This window comes from Clostridium sp. HCS.1, from assembly GCF_047900555.1.
In the GTDB taxonomy this organism is placed as follows: domain Bacteria; phylum Bacillota; class Clostridia; order Clostridiales; family Clostridiaceae; genus Clostridium.
Window position 1 is genome coordinate 1,657,805 of record NZ_CP170704.1, and the last position, 26,049, is coordinate 1,683,853.

Here is a 26,049-nt window from a genome sequence, read left to right on the forward strand (position 1 = left end):
ATAAAATATTCTAATATTTTAGATTTGATACCATCATAAATTACAATTATAATTTCTAATTTATAATAGGTATTATATCGTATACTGGTTCTTCATAAGGATGGATAGCTTTTATTACGTTGATTACTTCTATAGCTAAATCTTTATGACACCTAAATTCCATTTTTGCTTCTTTTTCAATACTTAATTCATTTTCATTACCTAAGTAGGGGTTAGAAGATTTTAAAGGCCTAAAATAACCAGTTAATTCAGTTATTGAAATACAATTGTCATATTTACCAATACTTAATGCTCCTGTATTATTAATTGCCTCTCTTAATTTATCTACATGACTAAATGGAACATATATCTCAAACTTAACTTTAGTATAATTCATAGAATTACCTCCTATTAATGACTATAATTTAATATTAGACTATTGGAATAAAATAGTAAACCAAATAAATGTCTAAAGAAAATAAAAATTCAAATTTAAAAAGTAATAAAATTCCTTAAAAAAAACTAATAATTTATTATAAAAGATAAAATAAATGAAAAATAATATTACGAAAATAAGCATATTACTGTAAAATTACGAAAGTTTACTCTGAATATATCTTTTAATGCCATTAAGCATAATATATTATTGAGAGAAATAAATTTGATTAGAGGGATGAAAATGGGAGTGTTATTTTCAATTATTGGTATTACATTAAGTTTTATTGCTGGTATTACATTAGTTAAAAGAATAATATTAAATAAGGCATTTGTTGTAAAAAAAGCTAAAGTTATAGGATTTGAAGCGTACACCTATTCAACACCTGGAGTTGAGTATAATACAATGCACAATGCAAAAATATATCCGATTATAGAAGTACAAGATGAAAATAAGAGTGTTAAGATTGCAATATCAATCTTTGGTAACAAATGTAATTTAGAATGTGGAGATGAAATAGAAGTAATATATCCTAAAGGAAAGCCAGATAAAGTAAAAATATATAGTAGAGATGATATATATAATTTTTATTATTTAGCTTTAATAATGGGATTATTGATTACAATATTATCAATTGGAATGATTTAAATTATATTAATGAAAGTATTTTATATTTGTTGTTTAATTAAAAGAGCTGTTTTTCACAGCTCTTTTAATTATTATTTTAAAGGAACTATTAAAAGGTATATACTATATCTTTGATACTTATAATATAATAGCAAATAATATAATAACATATTTTTTGTCAATTTATTAAGCAATAATTCATATTGTAAAAATAAAATGATGAAAAATAAGGAGATAATATGGAGCTTACTATAAAGGATATAATAATAAGAATATTAATGGCATTAATAATAGGAGGTTTAATAGGATACGAAAGAGAATTAAAAAATAGGGCAGCAGGTTTTAGAACTCATATTTTAGTTTGCTTAGGAGCTACTATAGTTTCATTACTTCAGATAGAAATAGGAAATCAAGCTATAGCTATGTTAAAATCAAATGAAAATCTATATCAAGTTATAAATATAGATTATGGTAGGCTTGGAGCACAAGTAATTACTGGAGTTGGATTTATTGGAGCAGGAGCTATAATTCATAATAGAGGAAATATAAAAGGATTAACTACTGCAGCAACTTTATGGATTGTAGCATGTTTAGGCTTAGCAATAGGTATGGGTGGATATTATATAAGCATATTTTCTACTATTATAATTTTTATAACCTTAGTATTTCTAAAAAGAATAGAAAATAAATTTATTTTTAAAAATAAATTTGAGAAATTTGAAGTGGAGTATTTTAAAGAAGATAAAATAGAAAAGGAGATAGAAGAATTCTTAGAGAAAAAGAAAATTATAATTAAGAAAATAGAGTATAATTATTATGACAATAAAGTGTATGCAGTATATGCAATAATAAAAACAAAAGAAATTAAAATAGAGGGATTATTAAGAGAATTAAAAGAAAATTTTCAAATAATTAAAGTCAACAATAATAATTATTAGAATGGAAAAGTTTGATTATCAAAATATTTTGCAGATAAATAGCATATTTCATTGAATTTTTATGTGCTTTAGATTATTATTTAAATAAGGAACAATTGAAAAAAGGATGGGATAATTCATTATGAAAAAAGACATAAGTGTAGTTAATGAACTTTTAGTGAAAATATTTAATGAAATACTTCAAATTGAAGAAAAAACTTTAAAAAGTGGGCATTTTTCAGATTTATCAGTAAGAGAGATGCATACTATCGAAGCAATCGGAAGAAAAGAAAAAAGAATGATGAGTGAAGTAGCACAAGACTTAGGTATAACAGTAGGAACACTAACTACATCTATTAATAGACTTATAAAAAAGGAATATGTTGAGAGAAGTAGAATAGAAGAAGATAGAAGGGTAGTTCTTGTGGAGTTAACTAGAAAAGGAAAGGTAGCCCATAGACTACACGAAAGATTCCATAATGAAATGGTAACAACTATGCTGGATGCTCTTTCTGAAGATGAAAAAGAAGTCTTAATAGGGGCACTAGGAAAATTAAATGATTATTTTAAAGAAAAGTGTGAATCTATAAAATAAGAAATATATTAGTAGTATGGGAGGATATTATGGCAAATACAAGCTTAGAAGTTGCAAAGTATGCAACAAGAATGGCTATTTCGTCTAGGGAAGAAGAGGAAGAACTAAAAATTGAACTTAAGAAAAAAGGTATATTTGTTACAGCAGTTAATATAGGTGGAAATATTAATGAGTCCACTTCTAAAATATTAGAAAGAGCTTTAGTTGCATCTAAAAGAAATGGTCTTATAAGAGAAGAGCATTTACATGAAGGTGGAGTAATAGGAGCAACTAGAGATGCTTTAATGCAAGTATGGAATAGAGCTAGTGGTCAAAATGTAGGTGGAAAAATAGGCATTGCAAAACATGGAGAACATTTAAGTGTATGTATATTTTTAAGTGTAGGACTTTTACATTTAGATGAAGTTGTAATAGGATTAGGCCATAGGGCAATTCCTAATTAGAACCCCAAATAAGTAAATAAATAATGTTTGAAGGCACTTTGGTGTCTTTTTTTATTTAAGGAAAATTTTATCAAGTTATTTTATATATTTACAAAAAAAACTAATTGTGATATTATATGATAAATATAAAAGTGATAATAAAATCTTAAAAATAATAATAAAGTATTATAATTTATATAATATTTATAGTAAATTGGGAATGTAGAATTGTAGGATTTAAGATTTTGTTAAAGCTAAAAGTGCTTATGTATATTAGGAGGATGGTAAAGATGGTAGGAAAAAAGAAAGTTGCAATGGGGTTATTAGCTTTAATTGTAGCTGGTACCTTTGTGGGATGCAAAGAAGATTCAAAAGAATCTTCAGGTGAAGGAAAAAAATATAATATAGGAATCAGTCAATTAGTACAGCATCCAGCATTAGATTCAGCAAGGGAAGGTTTCATTGAAGGATTAAAAGAAAAGGGATATGAAGAAGGTAAAAATATAACTTTCGATTATCAAAATGCTCAAGGAGACAACCCTACTTCTCAAACAATAGCACAAAAATTTACTTCTGAGAAAAAGGATTTAATTTTAGCTATTGCAACTACTTCAGCACAAGCAGTATATAATTCAACAAAAGAAATACCAACAGTTTTTACTGCTGTTACTGACCCAGTTGCAGCAGGTATAGCAAAGGATTGGAAAAGCTCTGGAACTAATTTAACTGGAGTTTCAGATATGGTTCCTGTTGATAAGCAGCTTGATTTATTGCTTAAACTTAAACCAGACATTAAGACTTTAGGAGTTATATATAATACTTCTGAAGCAAATTCAGTAGTACAAGTAGAAGCATTAAAAACTGAAGCAAGTAAATTAAATATAAAGATTAAGGAAATTGGAGTTACAAATGTAAATGAAATAAATCAAAATTTAAGTGCTGTTATAAAAGATATTGATGCATTGTATACACCTACAGACAATACTGTAGCCTCAGCTTATGATTTAGTTGGACAAATTGCTGTCAATAATAATATACCTATATTGGGAGCGGAAGAAGCAGTTGTATCTAAAGGTGGGTTATGTTCAATTGGAATAGATTACTTTAAACTCGGAAAAGAAACTGGTTATAAAGCAGCTGAAATATTAGAAGGTAAAAAACCAGAGGAAATAGAAATTACTACATTAAGTGATATGAGTATTGTAATAAATACTGATGTAGCTAATAAATTAAATATAAATATCCCAAGTGAAATTAAAGAAAATTCTAAAAGTGTAACTGGGGGTGTTAACTAGTGGATTTAGTAATTAATGTACTAGAACAAGGATTGCTTTTTGGAATAGTTGCTATAGGAGTCTATATTACTTATAAAATTTTAGATTTTCCTGATCTTTCTGTAGATGGAACTTATCCATTAGGTGCAGCAATATGCGCAGCTTTATTAGTGAAAGATGTGAATCCTTGGTTAGCAGTATTAGTTGCCACTATAGGAGGAGCTGTAGCTGGATTAGCAACTGCACTTTTACATGTAAAACTTAAAATCACTAATTTAATGTCTGGAATATTAGTAATGATTGGACTATATTCAATAAATTTAATGGTTATGGGACAGTCAAATATTCCATTATTTAATACTAAAAGCATTTTTACTGGAAAATATAATATAATTACTATTATATTAATTGCTTTATTAGTAAAGATAGCTTTTGATTTCTTTTTAAAAACAAAGCTTGGTAATTTATTAATTGCAGTTGGAGATAATGAGCAATTAGTTACTTCACTTGGAATAAATAAAAATAATATAAAGATATTAGGATTAATGATAAGCAATGGATTGGTTGCTTTAAGTGGTGCTTTAACAGCTCAATATCAAGGCTTCTCAGATGCTAGTATGGGCACTGGAGTAGTTGTTATGGGATTAGCTGCAGTTATAATAGGTGCTTCAATTTTTAAAAAAGTTAATTTTATTAAATATACTACAGTTTCAATATTTGGAGCTATTATATATAAACTAGCTATAGCAATGGCATTGAAGTTTGGATTAAATCCAAATTATTTAAAACTTATGACAGCAATTATAGTGATAATTGCATTAAGTTTAAATTCAGGAGTATTTAAATTAAAAAGAAAAAGAAGAAAAGTTGAGAGTTATGTAAAAAATAGAAAAGGCGGTGATGTTGATGCTAAAGATTCAAGCATTGCACAAAGTCTTTAATGAAAATACTATTAATGAAAATAAAGTATTCTCTAATTTTTCTTTAGAAGTTAATAAGGGAGATTTTATTAGTATAATAGGATCAAATGGTGCTGGAAAATCTACATTATTAAATATTATATCAGGAAATATTCAATGTGATGACGGGATAATTAAAATAAATGGAGAAGATGTTTCTAATAAAGATGAATATAAAAGGTCAAAAATGATAGGAAGAGTCTTTCAAGATCCGTCATTAGGTGTTGCTCCTAATATGACATTATTAGAAAATTTATCCTTAGCAGATAATAAAGGAAAGAAATTTGGATTAACGCTCGGTATAAATAAAAAAAGAATTCCATATTACGAAAAACTTCTTAAAGAATTAGATTTAGGTCTTGAAGATAAGTTATATAACAAAGTAAATTTATTATCAGGAGGGCAAAGACAAGCATTAAGTATGTTAATTGCAGTTATGTCTAAACCTAAATTATTACTATTAGATGAGCATACAGCGGCTTTAGATCCAAAAACTTCATTGAAAATAATGGAAATAACTGAGAGGATTGTAAAGGAAACTAACATTACAACTATGATGATAACTCATAATCTGAAGCAAGCAATAAAAACAGGAAATAGATTAATAATGATGCACAGAGGTAAAATTCTTATAGATGTTAAAGGAAAAGAAAAAGAAGAATTAACAACAGAAAAATTAATGAATTTATTTAAAGATGCTAATATTAATGATGATTTAAGTGATAGAAGTTTATTAGCATAGAGTTAAAATTTAATTAGAGATTGCTTAGGCAGTCTCTTTTTCTTTTTATATGTATATTTTATAAATTTTAATGGAAAAGTAATATTAAATAAAAAATAATTATATTAAAAGTTTGTTATTTAAATAACGATAAATGATGAAAATAAAAACTTAAAACTATAACATCTATTGTATAAATTATTAAAACAATTAAAAAAATTAAGAAAATTTAAAAAAACTAAGAAAAAAATTAAAAGAATTTAAATTATACATTAAAATAATTCAAAAATATAACTGAAATATAGCTATTACTTTAGATTTTTTATAAAAAAGAAGAAAATAGAAAAAATATGATAAAAATTTAACAAAAAAGATTGACAAAAAAAAAACAATGAAATACAATATGATTGTAGTTAAGTTAAACAAATTTTAGCAAGATAACTAATTATTTTTAAAATATAAATCTTATCATTTAGGAGGATATAAAATGGTTGTAACAAATGCACAAGAATTAACTCAAAGAATTAATCAATTAAGAGAGGCTCAAAGAATTTTTGCAACTTATACGCAAGAACAAGTTGATGAAATTTTTAGACAAGCAGCGATTGCAGCAAATGATAATAGAATCAAATTAGCCAAAATGGCAGTTGCAGAAACTGGAATGGGTATAGTAGAAGATAAAGTTATAAAGAACCATTTTGCAGCTGAATATATATATAATCAATATAAAGATATGAAGACTTGTGGAGTTTTAGAAGAAGATAAAACTTACGGAATTACTAAGGTTGCTGAACCAATAGGAGTTATAGCAGCAATAGTTCCAACAACAAATCCTACATCAACAGCAATATTTAAAACATTAATAGCTTTAAAAACTAGAAATGCAATTATAATTTCTCCACATCCAAGAGCAAAAAAAGCTACAATTGAAGCAGCTAAGATAGTTTTAGAAGCTGCAGTTAAAGCGGGAGCTCCAGAAGGAATTATAGGATGGATAGATGAACCATCAGTAGAATTATCTCAAAACGTTATGAGAGAATCAGATATAATATTAGCAACAGGTGGTCCAGCTATGGTTAAGGCAGCTTATTCATCAGGAAGACCAGCATTAGGAGTTGGAGCAGGTAATACACCAGCTATAATAGATGAAACTGCCCATATAAAAATGGCTGTAAACTCAATACTTCTTTCTAAAACTTTTGATAATGGAGTTATTTGTGCATCAGAACAATCATTAGTAGTATTAGAACAAGTATATGATGAGGTTAAAAAAGAATTAAGCGAAAGAGGAGCTTATATCTTAAAGGGCGAAGAAGTAGATAAGGTAAGAAAAGTTATATTAAATGAAAAAGGTGGCTTAAATGCTAATATAGTTGGTCAATCAGCTTATAAAATTGCAGAAATGGCAGGAGTTAATGTACCAGAATCAGCTAAAGTTTTAATAGGGGAAGTAGAATCAGTAGAATTAGAAGAGCCATTTTCACATGAAAAATTATCACCAATTTTAGCTATGTATAAAGCAAAATCTTATGATGAAGCTTTAGAAAAAGCAGCTAGATTAATAGAACTAGGTGGTATGGGTCATACTTCAATTCTTTATACTGATCAAATTAAGTGTAGAGATAGAATATTACAATTTGGAGAAAAAATGAAAACTGCTAGAACTCTAATAAATATGCCAGCATCACAAGGAGCTATAGGAGATATATTTAACTTTAGATTAGCACCATCACTAACTCTTGGATGCGGATCATGGGGAGGAAACTCAGTTTCAGAAAATGTTGGTCCTAAGCATTTAATTAACATTAAGAGTATAGCTGAGAGGAGAGAAAATATGCTTTGGTTTAGAGTTCCAGAAAAAGTTTACTTTAAATATGGTTGTTTACCTGTAGCTCTTGGAGAGTTAAAGGACATGGATAAGAAGAAAGCATTTATAGTAACTGATAAAGTTCTATTTGATATGGGATATACTAATAAGGTAACAGAAGTTTTAGAAAACAATGGAATACAATATAAGATATTCTCAGATGTAGAACCAGACCCAACACTTAGATGTGCAAAAGCTGGTGCTAAGGAAATGTTAGATTTCAATCCAGATGTAATAATAGCATTAGGTGGTGGATCAGCTATGGATGCTGCTAAGATTATGTGGGTTATGTATGAACATCCAGAAGTTAACTTCCATGATTTAGCTATGACATTTATGGATATAAGAAAGAGAATATATAAATTCCCTACTATGGGTAATAAAGCTATGATGGTTTCAATAGCTACATCAGCAGGTACAGGTTCAGAAGTAACTCCATTTGCTGTTATTACAGATGAAACTACAGGAGTTAAATATCCTCTTGCAGATTATGAATTAACTCCAGATATGGCAATAGTAGATGCTGAACTTATGATGACATCTCCTAAGGGATTAACTGCTTGCGCAGGTTTAGATGTATTAGTTCACTCAATAGAAGCATATGTATCAATAATGGCTTCAGAATATACTAATGGCTTAGCTTTAGAAGCTATTAGATTAGTATTCAAATATTTACCAGATGCATATAATGAAGGAACTACTAATGTAAAGGCAAGAGAAAAAATGGCTCATGCATCATGTATGGCTGGTATGGCATTCTCAAATGCTTTCTTAGGAATTACTCACTCAATGGCTCATAAGTTAGGAGCATTCCATCACTTACCACATGGTATGGCTAATTCATTATTAATGAATGAAGTAATAAGATTTAATGCAACAGATGCACCTACTAAGCAAGCAGCATTTGCTCAATACAAATATCCAAATGCAGCATGGAGATATGCAAGAATTGCTGATCATCTTGGATTAGGTGGAAATAGTGAAGAAGAAAAAGTTGAATTATTAATAAAGGCTGTTGAAGAATTACAAGCTAAATTAAATATGCCTAAGACAATAAAAGAAGCAGGAGTTTCAGAAAGTAAGTTCTATGCAAGTCTTGATGAAATGGTTGAGCAAGCATTTGATGATCAATGTACAGGAGCTAACCCAAGATATCCATTAATGAGTGAATTAAAGGAAATGTATATTAATGCTTATGAAGGGCCTAAGGCTAAAGAAACTAAAAAAGCAACAAAAAAGAATAAATAATTTTTGAATATAAAAATAGGATGCTCTTTAGTATCCTATTTTTTTTATTAAAAAACATAGAAATAACTTTTTTATGATATTATTTATATATGTATTTATAAAAATATAAATTTATTGTATGGAGGAATAAATGAAAAAAAATATATTAAAGGTTATGTTAATTATAATTATAAGTGTGGTTATAACAGGTTGCCAAAGTACATCAAAGGATTTGCAAGGCAAAGAGAAAGATAATATTAAAGATACTATAGATTTAGTATTGTCCTATGAAAAGGGATATGATGATACTATGAAAAAACATATCAGTGAGAAAAATTTCTATGTATGCAATTATGCAGAATTTTATTCTAGATATATTGGGGAAGTAAATATTAAGAATTATGAAAGTGAGATTGTTAGTATAAGAGAAGATCAAGGTAGATATGTTGTGTGTATGACATTAAATGTTACAGCTGTATCATTAGAAGTACATGAGCATGATGATGGAAGTGTTCATGAAGAAGGTAGTGATGAAGCCATTGGAGAAGATGTGCCAGTAGAGGTTATTTTAAAAGAAAGAAATGGAGAACTATATATAGAAGGATTTACAGAGTATGAAAATCTTGAAAAAGCTAAAGAATTAAATGAAGGATTTAAATAAAATTTGTAAAGGGGAAGAGGTGATTTAATGAAACCATTAGCAGAAGTAATGAGACCTCAAAAATTAGAAGATTTTATAGGACAAAAAAATATATTAGGTAAAGGAAAACCTTTATATAACTTAATTGTAAGTAAAAAAATACCTAATTGTATTCTTTATGGACCTCCTGGTACTGGAAAAACAACTTTGGCAAATATAATGGCTAATTATAGTGATAGAAAATTTTATAAATTAAATGCAACAACTGCATCAGTTAAGGATATTCAAGAAATCACTGAAAGTCTAGATAGCTTACTTAATTATAATGGAGTAGTTATATATATAGACGAATTACAACATTTTAGTAAGAAGCAACAGCAAGCTCTTTTAGAATTTATTGAGAATGGAAGAGTAACACTAATAGCGAGTACTACAGAAAATCCTTATTTTGCAATTCATAAAGCAATACTAAGTAGGTGTAATATATTTCAATTTCAATCCCTAACTATAGAAGAAACTATTGAAGGATTAGAGAAAGCAATAAAAAGATTAATAAATGATGGAATAGAAGTAGAATATACAATAGATGCTTTAAAATATATTTCAGAGATTTCTCAAGGAGATTATAGAAAAGCTTATAATATATTAGAGCTAGCTATTAATTCTCAATTAAATAAGGTTAAAAATATAAATATTGAATATATAGAGAGTTTAAGTCAATCTCATATAAGGGCAGATGCCAGTGGAGATGAATATTATAATTTTTTAAGTGCCCTTCAAAAAAGTATAAGAGGAAGTGATGCAGATGCTGCAGTTCACTATTTAGCAAGATTAATTAAGTCAGGAAACCTTCAAGCTATAATAAGAAGAATTTCTGTAATTGCAGCAGAAGATATAGGGCTTGCACATCCTAATGCACTTACTGTGATAAATTCAGGAGTTGAGTTAGCTCTAAAGGTTGGTTTACCAGAAGCTTCATTAATATTATCTGAATTAGTAATATATCTTGCAACTCTACCTAAGTCAAATAGTGCTTATTTAGCAATATCTAAAGCAATGGCAGATTTGGATAATAAAAATATTGGAGATGTACCAAAACATTTAAAAGATGCTCACTATTCTGGAGCAAAAAACTTAGGGGTTGGAGGATATAAATATCCTCACGATTATGAAAATAATTATGTGAGTCAACAGTATTTACCAGATAATCTAGAGGGAATAAAATACTACAATCCACAAAATAATAAATATGAAAATAGTATAAAAAATTATTGGGAGAATGTAAAAAAGTAATCCTTTATAAAAATTACTATAATAATATTTAATATAGCTTTTATAAAGATGTGATATTATTGACAAGAATTAAGTGGTTTGATAATATATATGAAGTAAATACAAGTAAAATGGTCAACATTAGATAGTGTAAAGTTTCGTATGAAAAGTAGAGTTAATTAAATTAGAGGAATAAATTTCAATTTATTCTTTAAAATTTAAAATTTACACCAAATTTAAGTATGACGAAAAGACCTTCGATGGCGGAGGCAAAAATTTAATCGATATGCGATTTTGTTATTTATCAAGAAGTTTTAGATTCTTGCATATGTAAAATAGTTTGTTGACCAAGTGAGATAAGTATTTGCCATTTAGCTGGCATATTATCAATACCATCTAGCGCAGGAATTTCGTTTAATGGCTTCCAATAATTATATGGGTGAGGTCTTAGAAAGTTATAATATGCAACCCAAAGACTAACCCCATAAAGAGCTCCATCTTCGCTACCATAACCACAGGTTATGCGATAAGAGGATTTAAAGGTTCTATTAAGACGTTCAACTATTTGTTTAATCCAACGATGTTCAGATGATACAGCGTCATCATTAGTAAGCCCAATAACTTGAATTAAATCAAAGTCTTTATTTTCTTCAAGTTCAAATTGTTGCTTCGCTAACGGATAGGCTGTATAGCCATCAGCAATGAATTTTAGAGCTTTACCAGGGAAGTTTTTAAACTTATAAAAAGCCATACGCATAGCTAGAATACAAGGGCCTACAGATCTTGTATCAGATACTTGATAGCCAAGAATTGATTTTTTACAAGCATCCATTACAAACCAAACATAATGCTTGATACCTTTAACTTTAATATAGGTTTCATCAGCAGAGAGTATTTTAGATGGTTTGTAATTAAATGTATCTACAAATGGCTTAATAACAGTAGCTGCTGTTAATGCGTATTTAGCTACCATTGTATGTGAAATATCTATTCCATGAACTTCTTTTAGTGCATTGGCAGTTTGTCTTGTAGAAAGCTTTAAATTAACATGATAAGTTAAGCAAAGCCCCATTATATGCGGATTAAACTTTTTAAAACTAAAGCCTGTAGCATACTTAGATATTCGATTTAAATCCATTTTGAAAAAGTTAATAGTAAACTCACGATATATGTAATGAAGCTTATATTTATACTTTTCAGATGGATCAATATCTTTAGGAATCTTTTTAAGATTCTTTTGATAATAGGAACATTTAGGATTAGTGCATTTATGTATCCTAAAGTGCTTACGTTGTTTTTGTTCCGTAAGCGTAGCTCCACAATATGGACAGATAAATACTAATGGCTTAGTAGCATAATTAGTTTCTTTAAATGTAAGACCACAAACTTTACATTGAAACTGTCCTTTACTACCATTGTTATCATAAATATATTCGTGAGGGGCACCACATTTAGGACATATAGTTTTTTCGGGAATAGACTTACCGTTTCGCCTTTGGACTGGTTTTACAGTTTTATTATATCTATGCTTGTAATAAGCTAAAAGTAATTTATAATCTACTTTTTCGAATTTAAGAATTTTAGGCAGCTTGTCTACTTTAAATTTTTGATATTCCGGGCTATTTGAGTCATCAAAGGCCATTTGTTTAAGTGGAATATGCTTTGAAATAAATAAAAGAAGTTGATAAATAATTTTAATTAAATATTGATTATATGCAAGTAAATAAGTTATAATTGAATCCATAATAACGACAACCTTTCGTGTTGATTTTGTGGTTTAGCGATTCAATTTTAACATGAAATTAGGGGGTCGTTGTTTTTTTATGCAAAAAAACTTTCGAAACCTTGATATATAAAGAAATTAAAAGAAAAATAGTGTAAAAAACTTTACACTAACCAACATTAAAAGGGGGAAGAATAATGAAACTTTCTACTAAAGGAAGGTACGGGGTCAAGGCTATGGTAGACCTTGCAATGCACTATGGAGATACCCCTGTTTCAATAAAAACAATCTCTCAAAGACAAAGTATATCTGAATATTATTTAGAACAATTATTTTCACCATTAAGAAGGGCGAAGCTTATAAAAAGTATAAGAGGAGCACAAGGTGGATATGTTTTAAATAGTGCACCAAAGGATATTACAGTAGCAGATATTATGTATGTTCTTGAAGGTCCTGTAGAAATAGCAGAATGTATTGAAGGTACTGAATGTGACAATATAGATTTTTGTGCTACTAGATTGTTATGGGAAAAAATTAAAAATAGCATTGATGAAGTAATGGAAAGCATAACACTTCAGGATATAGTTGATGATTATAATAGATTAAAGCACGAAAGTGAATCTATTAAGTTTGTAAAGAGGAGCGAGTAAAGATGAAAAACGTGTATATGGACTATGCAGCAACTACTTATGTTAAACCAGAGGTTTTAGAAGAAATGATGCCTTTTTTTACAGAAAAGTATGGTAATCCATCATCTTTCTATGGTATTTCAAGAGAAACTAAAATGGCTATAGACAAAGCTAGAAATAGAGTTGCAAGAGCTTTAAACTGTGATTTAAGTGAAGTTTATTTTACTGGTGGTGGTTCAGAAGCAGATAACTGGGCAATTAAAGGAATTGCTTCAGCTCATAGAAAAAAAGGAAATCATATAATAACTACTAAAATTGAACACCATGCAGTTCTTCACACTTGTGAATATTTAGAAAAACAAGGATTTGAAGTAACTTACTTAAATGTAGATAAAGAAGGCTTTATAGATTTAGAAGAACTTAAAAATGCCATAACTGATAAGACTATATTAGTTTCAATTATGTTTGCAAATAATGAAATTGGAACTATTCAGCCTATAAAGGAAATAGGAGAAATTTGTAGAGCAAGAAAGGTTTTCTTCCACACAGATGCAGTTCAAGCAGTAGGAAATATACCGATAGATGTTAAAGAAATGAATATAGATTTATTATCTTTAGCAGGACATAAAATATATGGACCAAAAGGAATTGGTGCTCTTTATATAAGAAAAGGAGTAAAAATAGACAATTTAATTCATGGTGGTGGTCAAGAGAGAGCTAGAAGAGCTGGAACTGAAAATACACCATCAGTAGTAGGCCTTGGAAAAGCAATTGAACTTGCTACAGAAAATTTAGAAGAACATAATAAAAAACTAATTGTTCTTAGAGATAAACTAATAGATGGATTATTAAAGGTACCTCATACTAGGCTAAATGGTCCTAGAGGGGATAAGAGGCTACCTGGTAATGTAAATATTACTTTTGAATTTATTGAAGGTGAATCTATTCTTTTATCATTAGATTTTGAAGGAGTTTGTGCTTCAAGTGGAAGTGCTTGTACTTCTGGATCTTTAGATCCATCTCATGTTTTACTAGCTATTGGGTTGCCTCATGAGTTAGCACATGGATCTTTAAGATTAACATTAGGTGATGGATCAACAGAAGAAGATGTTAACTACGTCTTAGAAGTAGTTCCACCTATTATTGAAAGATTAAGAAATATGTCACCATTATGGGAAGACTTTATTAAGAAGGGAGAAAAATACTATGATGTACAGCGATAAGGTAATGGATCATTTTAGAAATCCAAGAAATGTGGGGGAAATTGAAAATGCAAGTGGTGTTGGAGAAGTTGGAAATGCCAAATGCGGAGATATAATGAAGGTTTATTTACAAATAGAAGATAATATAATAAAAGATGCTAAATTTAAAACCTTCGGATGTGGCTCTGCTATTGCATCTTCATCAATGGCAACAGAATTAATTATAGGGAAAACAGTTGAAGAGGCTTGGGACCTATCCAATAAAGCCGTTGCAGAAGCTCTAGATGGGCTTCCACCTGTAAAAATGCACTGTTCTGTATTAGCAGAAGAAGCAATACATAAAGCAATAAATGACTATAGAAAAAATGCAGGATTAGAGCTATGGGATTTCGAAGAACATGATGACATTCACGATCATGTACATGGAGATGAGTAGAGATTAATATGAAAAAGAAAGTAGTAATAGGTATGAGCGGCGGAGTTGATAGCTCTGTTGCTGCCTATCTTTTAAAAGAACAAGGTTACGATGTTATAGGCGTAACAATGAAACATTTTGATGATGAATCTGAAGACTACGTTGAAAGAGAAGGGGGATGCTGTTCCCTTTCATCAGTTGAGGATGCTAGAAGAGTTGCTGATAAATTAGGAATTCCTTTCTACGTTCTTAATTTTAAAGAGTCTTTTAAAGAAAAAGTAATAGATTATTTTGTTCAAGAATATATGGAAGGTAAGACACCTAATCCGTGTATTGCTTGTAATAAGCATATAAAGTTTGATGAGTTTTTAAGAAGATCTAAAGGAATTGGAGCAGATTATGTTGCTACAGGCCATTATGCTAAAATTCAAAAAAATGAAGATGGTAGATATCTTCTAATTAGAGCTGATGATGATAGAAAAGATCAAACTTATGCATTATATAATTTTACTCAAGAGCAATTAAGCCAAACTTTAATGCCTTGTGGGGATTATACAAAGGATAAAATAAGAGAAATAGCAAAAGAAATAGGTTTAGCAGTTCACAATAAAAAAGATAGTGAAGAAATATGTTTTATACCAGATAATAATCATGGTAAATTTATTACACTAGTTAGACCTAATGAAGTAAATCAAGGTAATTTTGTTGATAAAAATGGTAATATATTAGGAAAGCACAAGGGAATAGTATATTACACTATAGGTCAAAGAAAAGGACTAGGCATAGCTTTAGGAAGACCAGTTTTTGTTACTGATATTAATCCTAATACTAATGAAGTTGTTCTTGGACCAGAAGAAGATATATTTAAGACTGATTTAGTTGCAAAGGATGTTAATTTTATTCCTTTTGATAAACTTGAAAAGGAAATGACAGTTCAAGCGAAGGTTAGGTATTCAGCAAAACCTTGTGAAGCTATAATATATCCTTTAGAGGATGGTAAAATTAAGGTTTCATTTAAGGATAAGCAAAGAGCTATAACTAAAGGACAATCCGTTGTTTTCTATGATGACAATATAGTAGTTGGTGGCGGAATAATAGAAAAAATAATATAAAAGATAAAAGTTCCTATATTTTAATATATAGGAATTTTTTTTTCCTTTTAGGAAAAAATAATCCTAAGCTTCTTTGAAGGGTGTGATGCTATTTTGTTAAAAACAAAAGATTTTTATTTGCTTAAGGTTTTTGATATTAGGGGGAAGTATCTAGGGATTATAGATGATATTTATATAGATTTTTATAATGGGAAAATAAAAGGCTTTTTAATTTCTAATTATTTGATTTTTACTAAAAGGAATTTTATTAAGGCAGAAGATATTGTTTATATAGAAGATGTGATGATTATTAAAGAATTAAAGAAAAAAGAAGGAATATCCTTTAGAAGTATTAAAGATATAGATGTAAAAGATAAAAATAATATTATTAAAGGAATACTAGAGGATTTAATTATAGATAGAAAGGATTTATCTATAAAAGGATTGATTATAAGCTCAGGGATATTTGACAGAATAATTAAAGGAAAGGAAATATTACTTTTAAAGGAATGTATCTTAGGAGAAGACTTTATTTTATATTACGGAGATAGTAAAGTAATGTTTAAAAGTATTCCAAGAAAGAGGAAAACATGCTGATTAGTAATAAAATGAAAAAAGGAATTTATTACAGCTTATTAATAATATTATTAATTTTTATCATAATTTTATATTTAAAATTGAAGACATTGAATAGTATAATAAATATAATTTTTATAAGCTTTATATTAGCATATACATTAAAGCCTTTAAGAAATATATTATGTGATAAGATTAAGATTAAGAAAAGAACATCTTCAATAATTATAATACTTAGCATAATTTTTTCTATTTCAATATTTGTTTATATATTGATTCCTTCTATTATAAGAGAAAGCTATAATTTGGGTAATATACTAGATAATATAGATATTTATGTTGAGGACCTAGCTAAAAAGTTAAATATAAATAATATTTCATTTTTTGATGTTGTATATGGAAGAATAAGTGATGAAACTAATATCTTCTTTAGGAATTTTTCAAATTCTTTAGTAGATAATTTAATATCTTCTTTAGAAAGTATTATATCTTTAGCTATAATACCCATAGTAACATATTATTTTCTTGTAGATGGTGAATTAATTTTTAATAAACTTTTATTAATTTTACCTACAGAAAAAAGAGTTTTAGCCAAGAAAGTTATAACTCATATTGATAAGGTATTGTCTAGGTACATAATAAGTCAATTGCTTTTATCCTTAATTATTGGAGTTTTAACAACAATAGCACTTTTCTTTTTGAAGGTTAAGTTTTCTATATTACTAGGTGTTTTTAATGGAGTTTTAAATATTATTCCTTATTTTGGTCCTATAATTGGAGGAATTCCAGCAGTTTTTATAGCACTTATGGAATCTCCTAATAAAGCATTATGGACTTTAGTGATTGTATTTATTATTCAACAAATAGAAGGAAATATATTATCCCCTAAAATAACTGGTGACAGCACTAATATGCATCCAATTATCATTATAATATTACTCTTAATTGGTGATAAATTAGGTGGATTTATTGGAATGATAATTATAGTACCTATAGGTGTTATTATTAAGATTATTTATGAGGATATTAATGATTATTTGTTCTAAAATAAAATAATTGACATATTATAATAAATAAACTATAATTTCATTGAAATAAAATAAAAATTAATATTTAGCGTTGAAGAGAATGAGTAAATATACACTATGTATTCAGAGAGGAAGTGGCGGCTGAAAACTTCTTACATAATATATTGAAGCTATCTTGGAGCTGTTTTTATCTAAGTGATGCATTTATGCATAATTAGGGTGGTACCGCGGAATATATGTTTTCGTCCCTTATTCTATATAGGGATGGAAACTTTTTTTATTATATAAAGCTATAAATGGAGGTAAAATTATGAAATTCATAGGAACTAATGAGCTTAGAGAAGCTTATTTAAGATTTTTTGAATCAAAAGAGCACTTAAGATTAGAGAGTTTCCCTTTAGTGCCTAAAAATGATAAATCATTATTGTTAATAAATGCAGGTATGGCACCTCTTAAGCCGTATTTTACAGGATTACAAGAGCCACCAAGAAAAAGAATTACAACTTGCCAAAAGTGTATTAGAACTGGTGATATTGAAAATGTAGGTAAAACATCAAGACATGGTACTTTCTTTGAAATGCTTGGTAATTTTTCATTTGGTGATTACTTTAAAGAAGAAATAATACCTTGGGCATGGGAATTTATTACTGAAACTTTACAAATCCCAAAGGAGAAATTATACGTAACTATTTATTTAGAAGACGATGAAGCTTTTGATATATGGTGTAAAAAAACTGATGTAGATCCAAAAAGAATTTTTAGATTAGGTAAAGAAGATAACTTTTGGGAAATAGGTGTAGGACCATGTGGACCTTGTACTGAAATACATTTCGATAGAGGAGAAGGTGTTATTACAAACGTAGATGACTTTGTAAAAGCAGCTGATGAAGATAGAGTAGTTGAATTTTGGAATTTAGTATTTACTCAATTTGATAAGGATGAAGAAGGAAACTACAATAAGTTAGCAAATCCTAATATAGATACAGGAATGGGCCTTGAAAGAATTGCTACAATTATGCAAGGTGTAGATAATATATTTGAAATAGATACAGTTAAAAATATATTAAACAAAGTTGCTGAACTTTCAGGAGTTAAGTATGGAGAAAATTCTCAAAAGGATATATCTTTAAGAATAATTACAGATCATGTTAAATCTGTTACTATGCTTATTTCAGATGGAGTTCAACCAAGTAACGAAGGAAGAGGATATGTTTTAAGAAGGCTTTTAAGAAGAGCTGCAAGACATGGAAGATTATTAGGAATTAAAGGATTATTCTTAACTGAAATTGTTGAATCTGTAGTTGATAATTATGGAGATGCATATCCAAGTCTTAAAGAGAACAAGGAATATATTGAAAAAATAGTTTCTTTAGAAGAAGAAAGATTCAATGAAACTATAGATTCAGGAATGATTATATTAAATGATTATATTGAAGAAATGGAAGCTTCAAAGGAAAATATCTTAAAGGGAGAAAAGGCATTTAAGTTATATGATACCTATGGATTCCCAATTGAATTAACAGAAGAAATATTAGAAGAAAAAGGCATGAAGGTTGATCATGATTCTTTCAAAAAGGAAATGGAAGAACAAAGACAAAGAGCTAGAAGTGCTAGAGGTGAATCCTCTTATATGGGAAGTGATGAAAGCCCAATAAATAAGATAGAAGCTTCAATTAATACTGAATTTATTGGATATAATAATATTGAAGTTAATTCAAAAATTCTTGTTTTAGCAAATGATACTGATTTCGTAAATGAATTATCAAAGGGAGATAAAGGTTATATAGTAACTGAAGAAACTCCATTCTATGCTGAAATGGGTGGTCAAGTAGGAGATAAGGGTACTATTAAGACTACTAGTGGAGAAGCATATGTTTATGACACAAAGAAAAATGTTGGTGGAAAAACTATACATTATGTTAAAGTTACTGAAGGTAATATAAAAATAAATGAAGATGCAACACTAAAAATAGACTTATTAAGAAGAAATAATATTGCAAAAAATCATACGGCAACACATATGTTACATGAAGCATTAAAGCAAGTAGTTGGTAAACACGTAAATCAAGCTGGTTCATATGTAGATGATGAAAGATTAAGATTTGACTTTGCACATTTTAAAGCATTATCAGAAGAAGAAGTTCAAAAATTAGAAGATCTAGTTAATATTAAAATAATGGAAGTATTTAATGTCCATACTGATTTAATGACTTTAGATGAAGCTAGAAATTCAGGAGCTATGGCTTTATTTGATGATAAATATGGAGATAAAGTGAGAGTTGTTAGTGTTGGAGAATTCTCAAAGGAACTTTGTGGAGGTACACACGTTCATAATTCAGGAGAAATAGGATTATTTAAAATAATATCTGAAGCAGGTGTAGCAGCAGGAATTAGAAGAATAGAAGCTGTAACTGGTATTAATGCAATAAAATACATGGAAGAAAAACAAAGACTGTTAAAAGAAGCATGTAGCGTTCTTAAGTGTAGTGAAAAAGATGTACTTAAGAAAATAGCTTCTCAAGGTACAGAAATTAAAGAAAAAGAAAAAGAAATACTAGAACTTAAAAATAAATTAGCATCAGGAGTTGAAGATGAAATTATAGCTTCAGTTAAAGATGTTAATGGAGTTAAAGTGGCTGTATTTGAAGTAGCAGATATAGATGGAAATTCCTTAAGAGACCTTGCTGATAAGGTTAGAAATAAACTTTCAAGTGGAGTAGTTGTATTATTTAGTAATGTTTCTGGAAAAGTAAATTTAATATCAATGGCAACAAAAGATGTATTAGATAAGGGTATTCATTGTGGTAAGATAATTAAAGAAGTAGCTGCTATAGTTGGTGGTGGTGGAGGAGGAAGACCAGATATGGCTCAAGCCGGTGGTAAGAATCCTGAAAATATAAAAACTGCAATGGAAAAAACTTATTCTGTAATAGAAACTTTGGTAAAATAGTGTACTTTTAAAAAATTTTAGTTTATAATATAATTAATAGATATAAACATTGAATAAAATTCGAAATAAATGATATACTATTATTAGAAGAATTTAACTAAATATAAGTAAGGGGGTGGGCTGCAATTAGCAGCAGTTATATGAACAATAACTTAGATGCAACAATGCAATTTAATTTAAACATCAACAAAGGAGATTTAACAAAATCAATATTAACAGATGTTTATAATGCCTTACAAGAGAAAGGTTATAACCCAGTTAATCAGCTAGTTGGATATCTCATTTCAGGAGACCCTTCTTACATTACAAGCTACAACGGAGCAAGAGCTTTACTAAGAAAACTTGAAAGAGATGAAATTCTTGAGGAAGTTATAAAATCTTATTTAGAAATAAAATAAAGAGTGCCCGTTTTATTCGGGCACTCTTTAATTTTTAAGGAGTAATAGATGAGAATATTAGGTTTAGATATAGGATCAAAAACTATTGGTGTTGCAATAAGTGATCCATTAGGATGGACTGCTCAAGGAATAACTACTATTAGAAGAACTAAGAAAGAAAATGACCTTGAAGAAGTTAAAAAAATATGTAAAGAATATTCAGTTGAAACTATAGTTATTGGATTGCCTAAAAATATGAATGGAAGTATTGGAGAGTCGGGAGAAAGAGTTCTTGAATTTTCAAATCAAATAAAAGATTACACAGGTTTAAAAGTTGAAATGTGGGATGAAAGATTAACCACAGTGGCAGCTCATAAAGCTATGATAGAAGCAGATTTATCAAGGAATAAAAGGAAAAAAATAGTGGATAAAATTGCTGCTATTTATATCCTTCAAGGGTACTTAGATAGATTAAGTATGAAATAATACTTTAGTATCAATTGAAAATTATTATTGACAAGTGACAAGTGGAAAATTACAATTATAAAAAAAGGAGATTTTTATGAATAAAGATTTAAAACAATTAGAATTATATGATGAAGATGGTAATTTAGTGAAATTAAATGTTGTAGCATTTTTTGATATGGTGAATCCAGATACAGAAGAAAAAAGTGAATATGTTATAGTATATGATGATAATTACACTGAAGATGATATATTTGCTTTAAAAGTAGGAGTAGATGAAGATGGGGATGATTTATTAATTCCTATTGATGATGAAGTAGAACTTGCTGCAGTTCAAGAAGCATATGATACTATTTTTTCAGAAGAAGAGTAGTTTTTAAATAAATAAAATAATGTAGAAGGGGGTGTGTTGTCTGTGGAACATTCAAGCACTATAGATTTTAATGTTTTAAAGGAAGATTTAAAACAAAAAGGGTATAAATTAACTCCGCAAAGAAGAGCTATCGTTGATACAATAATAGATAAGGAAGGCGAGCACTTAACAGCAGAGGAAATATACGATGAAGTAAAGAAAAATTGTCCGGAAATAGGTCTTGCAACTGTATATAGAACTATAATTTTATTAGAAGAATTAGGAGTTGTATGCAAGTTAGATTTAGATGATGGATGTAGTAGATATGAATTAGCTCGTAGAAATGAAGGGCATAGACATCATCACTTAGTATGTAATGAATGCAAGGGCGTAATTGAAGTCCAAGATGATCTTTTAGATGAACTTGAAGAAGAAGTTGAAAGATCTTATGGGTTTAAAATTATAGACCATAGTGTTAAATTCTTTGGTATTTGTAGAAAGTGTCAAAGTAAGATGGAAGAAAATAAAAAATAGTGGATGAAGAGATATCTCGTATAGAGGAATCTTTAAGTTACATAATTTAGGAAGAAGGAGGGGACATATTGAAAAACGAAAAGGCAAAAGTTAGGATTATTCCTTTAGGCGGAATTAATGAAATAGGTAAGAATATAACTGTAATTGAATATAAAGAAGATATTATAGTTATAGATTGCGGTCTTAAATTCCCAGATGAAGATATGTTCGGTATTGATTTAGTAATACCAGATATTAGTTATTTATTAAAAAATAAAGATAAGATAAGAGGAATATTTTTAACACATGGTCATGAAGACCATATAGGTGCATTACCATATGTTTTAAGACAATTAAATGTACCTGTATATGGAACGAAATTAACTCTTGGAATTGTTGAAACAAAACTTAAGGAACACGGATTATTAAGTTCAACAGAACTTATAAGAGTAAAACCAAGAGATGTCATTAAATTGAATTCAGTATCTGTAGAGTTTATTAAAACTAATCACTCTATAGCAGATTCAGTTGCAATTGCAATACACACTCCATTAGGAGTTGTATTACACACAGGAGATTTTAAAATAGATTATACTCCTATAGATGGAGAACCTATGGATTTTGGCAGATTTGCAGAAATAGGTAAAAGAGGAGTGTTAGCTATGTTGGCAGATTCAACTAATGTTGAAAAGCCAGGATATACTATGTCAGAAAAAGTTGTAGGAGAAAGTTTTGCTAGATTATTCTCTAAAGCAAAGGGAAGAATTATAATAGCAACATTTGCTTCAAATGTTCACAGAATACAGCAAATAATTGATGCAGCGCGATTACATGATAGAAAAGTCGCAGTATCAGGAAGAAGTATGGAAAATATAGTTGCTGTAGCTACAGAACTTGGCTATTTAGAATTTGAAAAAGACATATTAGTAAGTATAGATCAAATTAATAAATATCCAAATAATAAGGTGGTTATTATAACTACAGGAAGCCAAGGAGAACCTATGTCAGCTCTTACAAGAATGGCAAACTCTGAACATAGAAAGGTTAATATAGTTGAAGGAGATACTGTAATTATATCTGCAACACCAATACCTGGAAATGAAAAGTTGGTTTCAAGAGTTATAAATCAATTATTCCAAAAGGGAGCAGAAGTAATTTACAAGTCCTTGGCAGAAATACACGTTTCTGGGCATGCATGTCAAGAAGAATTAAAACTTATGCATAGTTTAGTAAAACCTAAGTTCTTTATTCCAGTTCATGGAGAGTATAGACACTTAAAGCAACATGGTGAGCTTGCAGTATCTTTAGGACTTCCAGAAGAGAATGTATTAATACCTGAAAATGGTGGAGTAATAGAAGTTAATAGAAATTCCATTAGAAAAAATGGGACAGTAAGTGCAGGGCAAGTATTTGTTGATGGATTAGGTGTGGGAGATGTTGGAAATATAGTATTAAGAGACAGAAAACATTTATCTCAAGATGGTATATTAACAGTAGTTGTAACACTATCCAAAGAAAATAACTCAATTATTGCTGGACCAGATATTATTTCTAGAGGATTTGTATATGTAAGAGAATCTGAAGGATTAATGGACGAGGCTAAAGAGATTGTTAAAGATGTTTTAAGAGAATGTGAAGAAAGCAATATAACAGATTGGGCTAGCTTAAAGTCTAAGGTTAGAGATGAACTTAGATCTTATCTTTATGAAAAGACTAAGAGAAAACCTATGATATTACCAATTATAATGGAAATATAATCTAATAGGTTGACATTTTTAAATAATAACCTTAGAATAAGTATAGTTTAAATAATTTTTTTAAATTGGATACTCACGTATCCAATTTTATTTTGGGAAAAATAATTTATAGGTTTACATCATATAAATAAACATAGTGGAGGAAAATAAATGAATTTAATTAGTAGAGATGATATTAGAAATATTGCTATTATAGCTCACGTTGACCATGGTAAGACAACCTTAGTAGATGCCTTATTTAAGGAAAGCCACGTATTTAGAAGCAATGAAAAAGTTGAAGAAAGAGTTATGGATTCAAATGACTTAGAAAAAGAAAGAGGAATTACAATTCTTTCTAAAAATACAGCAATAACATATAATGGAGTGAAAATAAATGTTGTAGATACTCCTGGACATGCTGATTTCGGTGGAGAAGTTGAACGTGTTCTTAAAATGGTTGACTCAGTATTATTAGTAGTAGACTCTTATGAAGGTCCAATGCCACAAACAAAATTCGTTTTAAAGAAAGCTTTAGAATTAGGATTAAAACCAATAGTGGTTATTAATAAAATAGATAAGCCAAATGCAAGACCAGAAGAAGTAATAGATGAAGTTTTTGAATTATTTATCGAACTTGGTGCAGATGATGAACAATTAGATTTTAAAATAATTTATGCTTCAGCAAGAGAAGGATTTGCAAGATATAATGTTGAAGACACAAATAATGATATGGTACCATTATTTGAAACAATATTAGAAAATGTTGAACCACCTAAAGGGGATATAGAAGGCCCATTACAAATGCTTATAACTACATTAGATACTAGTGAGTATGTGGGAAGAATAGCAATTGGTAAGATACATAGAGGAACTGTAAAGAAGAATCAACAAGTTGCTTTAGTAAGAAATGATGGAACAACAAGTAATTATAGAGTATCAAGTATATTTACATATAATGGTTTAAACAGAGAAGATGTACAAGAAGCATCTTTAGGTGAAATAATAGCTTTAAGTGGTATTCCAGATTGTAATATTGGAGAAACTATTGCTGATGCAGCAAATCCAGAAGCATTACCATTTGTTGAAATTGATGAACCAACATTAAGCATGAATTTCATGGTAAATGATTCTCCTTTTGCTGGAAAAGAAGGTGAATTTGTTACTTCAAGACATTTAAGAGATAGATTATTAAAAGAATTAGAAACAAATGTAAGTTTAAGAGTAAATGAAATTTCATCAGATTGCTTTGAAGTTTCAGGTAGAGGAGAACTACATTTATCTATATTAATTGAAACTATGAGAAGAGAAGGATATGAATTCCAAGTTTCAAAAGCAAATGTTATATTTAAAGAAGAAAATGGTAAGAAGTTAGAACCTATGGAATATTTAACAATAGATGTTCCAGAAGAATTTATGGGACCTGTTATGGAAAAATTAGGACCAAGAAAAGCTGAAATGGTAAATATGACTTCTGCTGTTAATGGATATACTAGACTTGAGTTTATTGTACCTGCAAGAGGCTTAATTGGATTTAGAAATGAATTTATGACAGATACTAAAGGTAATGGTATTATGAACCATGTATTCCATGGATATGATAAATTCAAAGGAGAAATTCCAGGAAGAAGTAGAGGGTCAATATGTTCATTTGAAGATGGCGATGCTATAACTTATGGATTATTCAATGCTCAAGAAAGAGGTACTTTATTTATAGGAGCAGGAGTTCCAGTATATCAAGGTATGATAGTAGGAGAATGTTCAAGAGCGGAAGATATAGATATAAATATATGTAAAGGTAAAAAACTTACTAATACAAGAGCATCAGGTTCTGATGATGCATTAAAATTAACTCCACCAAGACAAATGTCATTAGAACAATGTCTTGAATTTATTAACGGAGATGAGTTAGTTGAAGTTACACCAGAAAATATAAGAATGAGAAAAAGAGTATTAGATGCTGCTGAAAGAAGAAGAATAACAAGCAGAAGTAAAAAATAGATAAAATTCTTTATAAGTTAAAAAAAAAGTATTATAATAGGGTAAATAGCCTAAATAG

Annotated in this window: 25 protein-coding genes and 1 other annotated feature; of the genes, 23 read left to right on the forward strand and 2 right to left on the reverse strand. The window is 28.8% G+C overall.

Annotation, left to right across the window (positions count from 1 at the left end):
- Positions 1-55: 55 nt before the first annotated feature.
- Positions 56-376 (reverse strand): cytochrome C biogenesis protein, encoded by a 321-nt coding sequence (locus ACFYH6_RS07915; protein ID WP_316344847.1) that lies wholly within the window; start codon positions 374-376, stop codon positions 56-58.
- Between the two features lie 282 nt (positions 377-658).
- On the opposite strand from ACFYH6_RS07915, the gene ACFYH6_RS07920 reads away from it, so the two are divergent.
- The 10 genes from ACFYH6_RS07920 to ACFYH6_RS07965 all read left to right on the forward strand — a co-directional run bounded on the left by ACFYH6_RS07920 (position 659) and on the right by ACFYH6_RS07965 (position 10,957).
- Entirely contained in the window at positions 659-1,063 is a 405-nt protein-coding gene (locus tag ACFYH6_RS07920) for a DUF3592 domain-containing protein (RefSeq protein ID WP_316344846.1), read from the forward strand.
- A 218-nt stretch (positions 1,064-1,281) separates the two neighbouring features.
- Positions 1,282-1,980: an MgtC/SapB family protein gene (locus tag ACFYH6_RS07925; protein ID WP_416180332.1), complete on the forward strand. Its 699-nt coding sequence runs from the start codon at positions 1,282-1,284 to the stop codon at positions 1,978-1,980.
- 121 nt (positions 1,981-2,101) lie between these two features.
- The gene (locus tag ACFYH6_RS07930) at positions 2,102-2,554 is read left to right on the forward strand and encodes a MarR family winged helix-turn-helix transcriptional regulator (RefSeq protein WP_316344844.1); all 453 of its coding nucleotides are present in this window, start codon (positions 2,102-2,104) and stop codon (positions 2,552-2,554) included.
- A 29-nt stretch (positions 2,555-2,583) separates the two neighbouring features.
- Positions 2,584-2,997, forward strand: coding sequence for a HutP family protein (locus ACFYH6_RS07935; protein ID WP_316344842.1), 414 nt, complete (start codon positions 2,584-2,586; stop codon positions 2,995-2,997).
- 269 nt (positions 2,998-3,266) lie between these two features.
- On the forward strand, positions 3,267-4,271 hold the full coding sequence (locus ACFYH6_RS07940) for an ABC transporter substrate-binding protein (RefSeq protein ID WP_416180331.1): 1,005 nt from the start codon (positions 3,267-3,269) through the stop codon (positions 4,269-4,271).
- Positions 4,271-5,191 carry an ABC transporter permease gene (locus ACFYH6_RS07945; RefSeq protein WP_316345512.1) on the forward strand — a complete coding sequence of 307 codons (921 nt, stop codon included), beginning with the start codon at positions 4,271-4,273 and terminating at the stop codon, positions 5,189-5,191. Before ACFYH6_RS07940 ends, ACFYH6_RS07945 begins: the two co-directional genes overlap by 1 nt.
- Positions 5,157-5,951: an ABC transporter ATP-binding protein gene (locus tag ACFYH6_RS07950; protein WP_316345513.1), complete on the forward strand. Its 795-nt coding sequence runs from the start codon at positions 5,157-5,159 to the stop codon at positions 5,949-5,951. Before ACFYH6_RS07945 ends, ACFYH6_RS07950 begins: the two co-directional genes overlap by 35 nt.
- A 466-nt stretch (positions 5,952-6,417) precedes the next feature.
- A complete protein-coding gene (gene adhE, locus ACFYH6_RS07955; RefSeq protein WP_416180330.1) occupies positions 6,418-9,045 on the forward strand; it encodes a bifunctional acetaldehyde-CoA/alcohol dehydrogenase in 2,628 nt (875 codons plus the stop codon).
- A 130-nt stretch (positions 9,046-9,175) separates the two neighbouring features.
- Positions 9,176-9,685: a hypothetical protein gene (locus tag ACFYH6_RS07960; RefSeq protein ID WP_416180329.1), complete on the forward strand. Its 510-nt coding sequence runs from the start codon at positions 9,176-9,178 to the stop codon at positions 9,683-9,685.
- A 27-nt stretch (positions 9,686-9,712) separates the two neighbouring features.
- The gene (locus ACFYH6_RS07965) at positions 9,713-10,957 is read left to right on the forward strand and encodes a replication-associated recombination protein A (RefSeq protein ID WP_416180328.1); all 1,245 of its coding nucleotides are present in this window, start codon (positions 9,713-9,715) and stop codon (positions 10,955-10,957) included.
- A gap of 283 nt (positions 10,958-11,240) precedes the next feature.
- On the opposite strand, the gene ACFYH6_RS07970 is transcribed toward ACFYH6_RS07965, so the two are convergent.
- Positions 11,241-12,680 carry a DDE-type integrase/transposase/recombinase gene (locus tag ACFYH6_RS07970; RefSeq protein ID WP_416180558.1) on the reverse strand — a complete coding sequence of 480 codons (1,440 nt, stop codon included), beginning with the start codon at positions 12,678-12,680 and terminating at the stop codon, positions 11,241-11,243.
- Between the two features lie 176 nt (positions 12,681-12,856).
- Between ACFYH6_RS07970 and ACFYH6_RS07975 the strand changes: the two genes are divergently transcribed.
- The 13 genes from ACFYH6_RS07975 (at position 12,857) to typA (ending at position 25,991) form a co-directional block, all read left to right on the forward strand.
- Complete coding sequence (locus tag ACFYH6_RS07975; protein ID WP_316342757.1) at positions 12,857-13,309, forward strand: Rrf2 family transcriptional regulator; 453 nt, start codon at positions 12,857-12,859, stop codon at positions 13,307-13,309.
- A gap of 2 nt (positions 13,310-13,311) precedes the next feature.
- On the forward strand, positions 13,312-14,511 hold the full coding sequence (gene nifS, locus ACFYH6_RS07980; protein ID WP_416179504.1) for a cysteine desulfurase NifS: 1,200 nt from the start codon (positions 13,312-13,314) through the stop codon (positions 14,509-14,511).
- On the forward strand, positions 14,495-14,926 hold the full coding sequence (gene nifU / locus ACFYH6_RS07985) for a Fe-S cluster assembly scaffold protein NifU (RefSeq protein ID WP_416179503.1): 432 nt from the start codon (positions 14,495-14,497) through the stop codon (positions 14,924-14,926). The genes nifS and nifU overlap by 17 nt, the downstream gene beginning before the upstream one ends.
- A gap of 8 nt (positions 14,927-14,934) precedes the next feature.
- Positions 14,935-16,017, forward strand: coding sequence for a tRNA 2-thiouridine(34) synthase MnmA (mnmA, locus tag ACFYH6_RS07990; RefSeq protein WP_416179502.1), 1,083 nt, complete (start codon positions 14,935-14,937; stop codon positions 16,015-16,017).
- Positions 16,018-16,110: 93 nt separating this feature from the next.
- Positions 16,111-16,593, forward strand: coding sequence for a PRC-barrel domain-containing protein (locus ACFYH6_RS07995; RefSeq protein ID WP_416179501.1), 483 nt, complete (start codon positions 16,111-16,113; stop codon positions 16,591-16,593).
- Positions 16,587-17,618 (forward strand): AI-2E family transporter, encoded by a 1,032-nt coding sequence (locus ACFYH6_RS08000; protein WP_416179500.1) that lies wholly within the window; start codon positions 16,587-16,589, stop codon positions 17,616-17,618. The genes ACFYH6_RS07995 and ACFYH6_RS08000 overlap by 7 nt, the downstream gene beginning before the upstream one ends.
- A gap of 64 nt (positions 17,619-17,682) precedes the next feature.
- Positions 17,683-17,853: a binding site (T-box leader), on the forward strand.
- Positions 17,854-17,910: 57 nt separating this feature from the next.
- Positions 17,911-20,550 carry an alanine--tRNA ligase gene (gene alaS, locus ACFYH6_RS08005; protein ID WP_416179499.1) on the forward strand — a complete coding sequence of 880 codons (2,640 nt, stop codon included), beginning with the start codon at positions 17,911-17,913 and terminating at the stop codon, positions 20,548-20,550.
- A 140-nt stretch (positions 20,551-20,690) separates the two neighbouring features.
- Positions 20,691-20,948, forward strand: coding sequence for an IreB family regulatory phosphoprotein (locus tag ACFYH6_RS08010; RefSeq protein ID WP_066893994.1), 258 nt, complete (start codon positions 20,691-20,693; stop codon positions 20,946-20,948).
- Positions 20,949-20,996: 48 nt separating this feature from the next.
- Positions 20,997-21,413, forward strand: a complete 417-nt coding sequence (ruvX, locus tag ACFYH6_RS08015; protein ID WP_316342763.1) for a Holliday junction resolvase RuvX — start codon at positions 20,997-20,999, stop codon at positions 21,411-21,413.
- Positions 21,414-21,489: 76 nt separating this feature from the next.
- Entirely contained in the window at positions 21,490-21,765 is a 276-nt protein-coding gene (locus tag ACFYH6_RS08020) for a DUF1292 domain-containing protein (protein WP_316342764.1), read from the forward strand.
- 42 nt (positions 21,766-21,807) lie between these two features.
- Entirely contained in the window at positions 21,808-22,278 is a 471-nt protein-coding gene (locus ACFYH6_RS08025; RefSeq protein WP_316342765.1) for a Fur family transcriptional regulator, read from the forward strand.
- Between the two features lie 68 nt (positions 22,279-22,346).
- Complete coding sequence (locus ACFYH6_RS08030; protein WP_316342766.1) at positions 22,347-24,014, forward strand: ribonuclease J; 1,668 nt, start codon at positions 22,347-22,349, stop codon at positions 24,012-24,014.
- Between the two features lie 150 nt (positions 24,015-24,164).
- Positions 24,165-25,991, forward strand: a complete 1,827-nt coding sequence (gene typA / locus ACFYH6_RS08035; RefSeq protein WP_316342767.1) for a translational GTPase TypA — start codon at positions 24,165-24,167, stop codon at positions 25,989-25,991.
- Positions 25,992-26,049 lie beyond the last annotated feature (58 nt).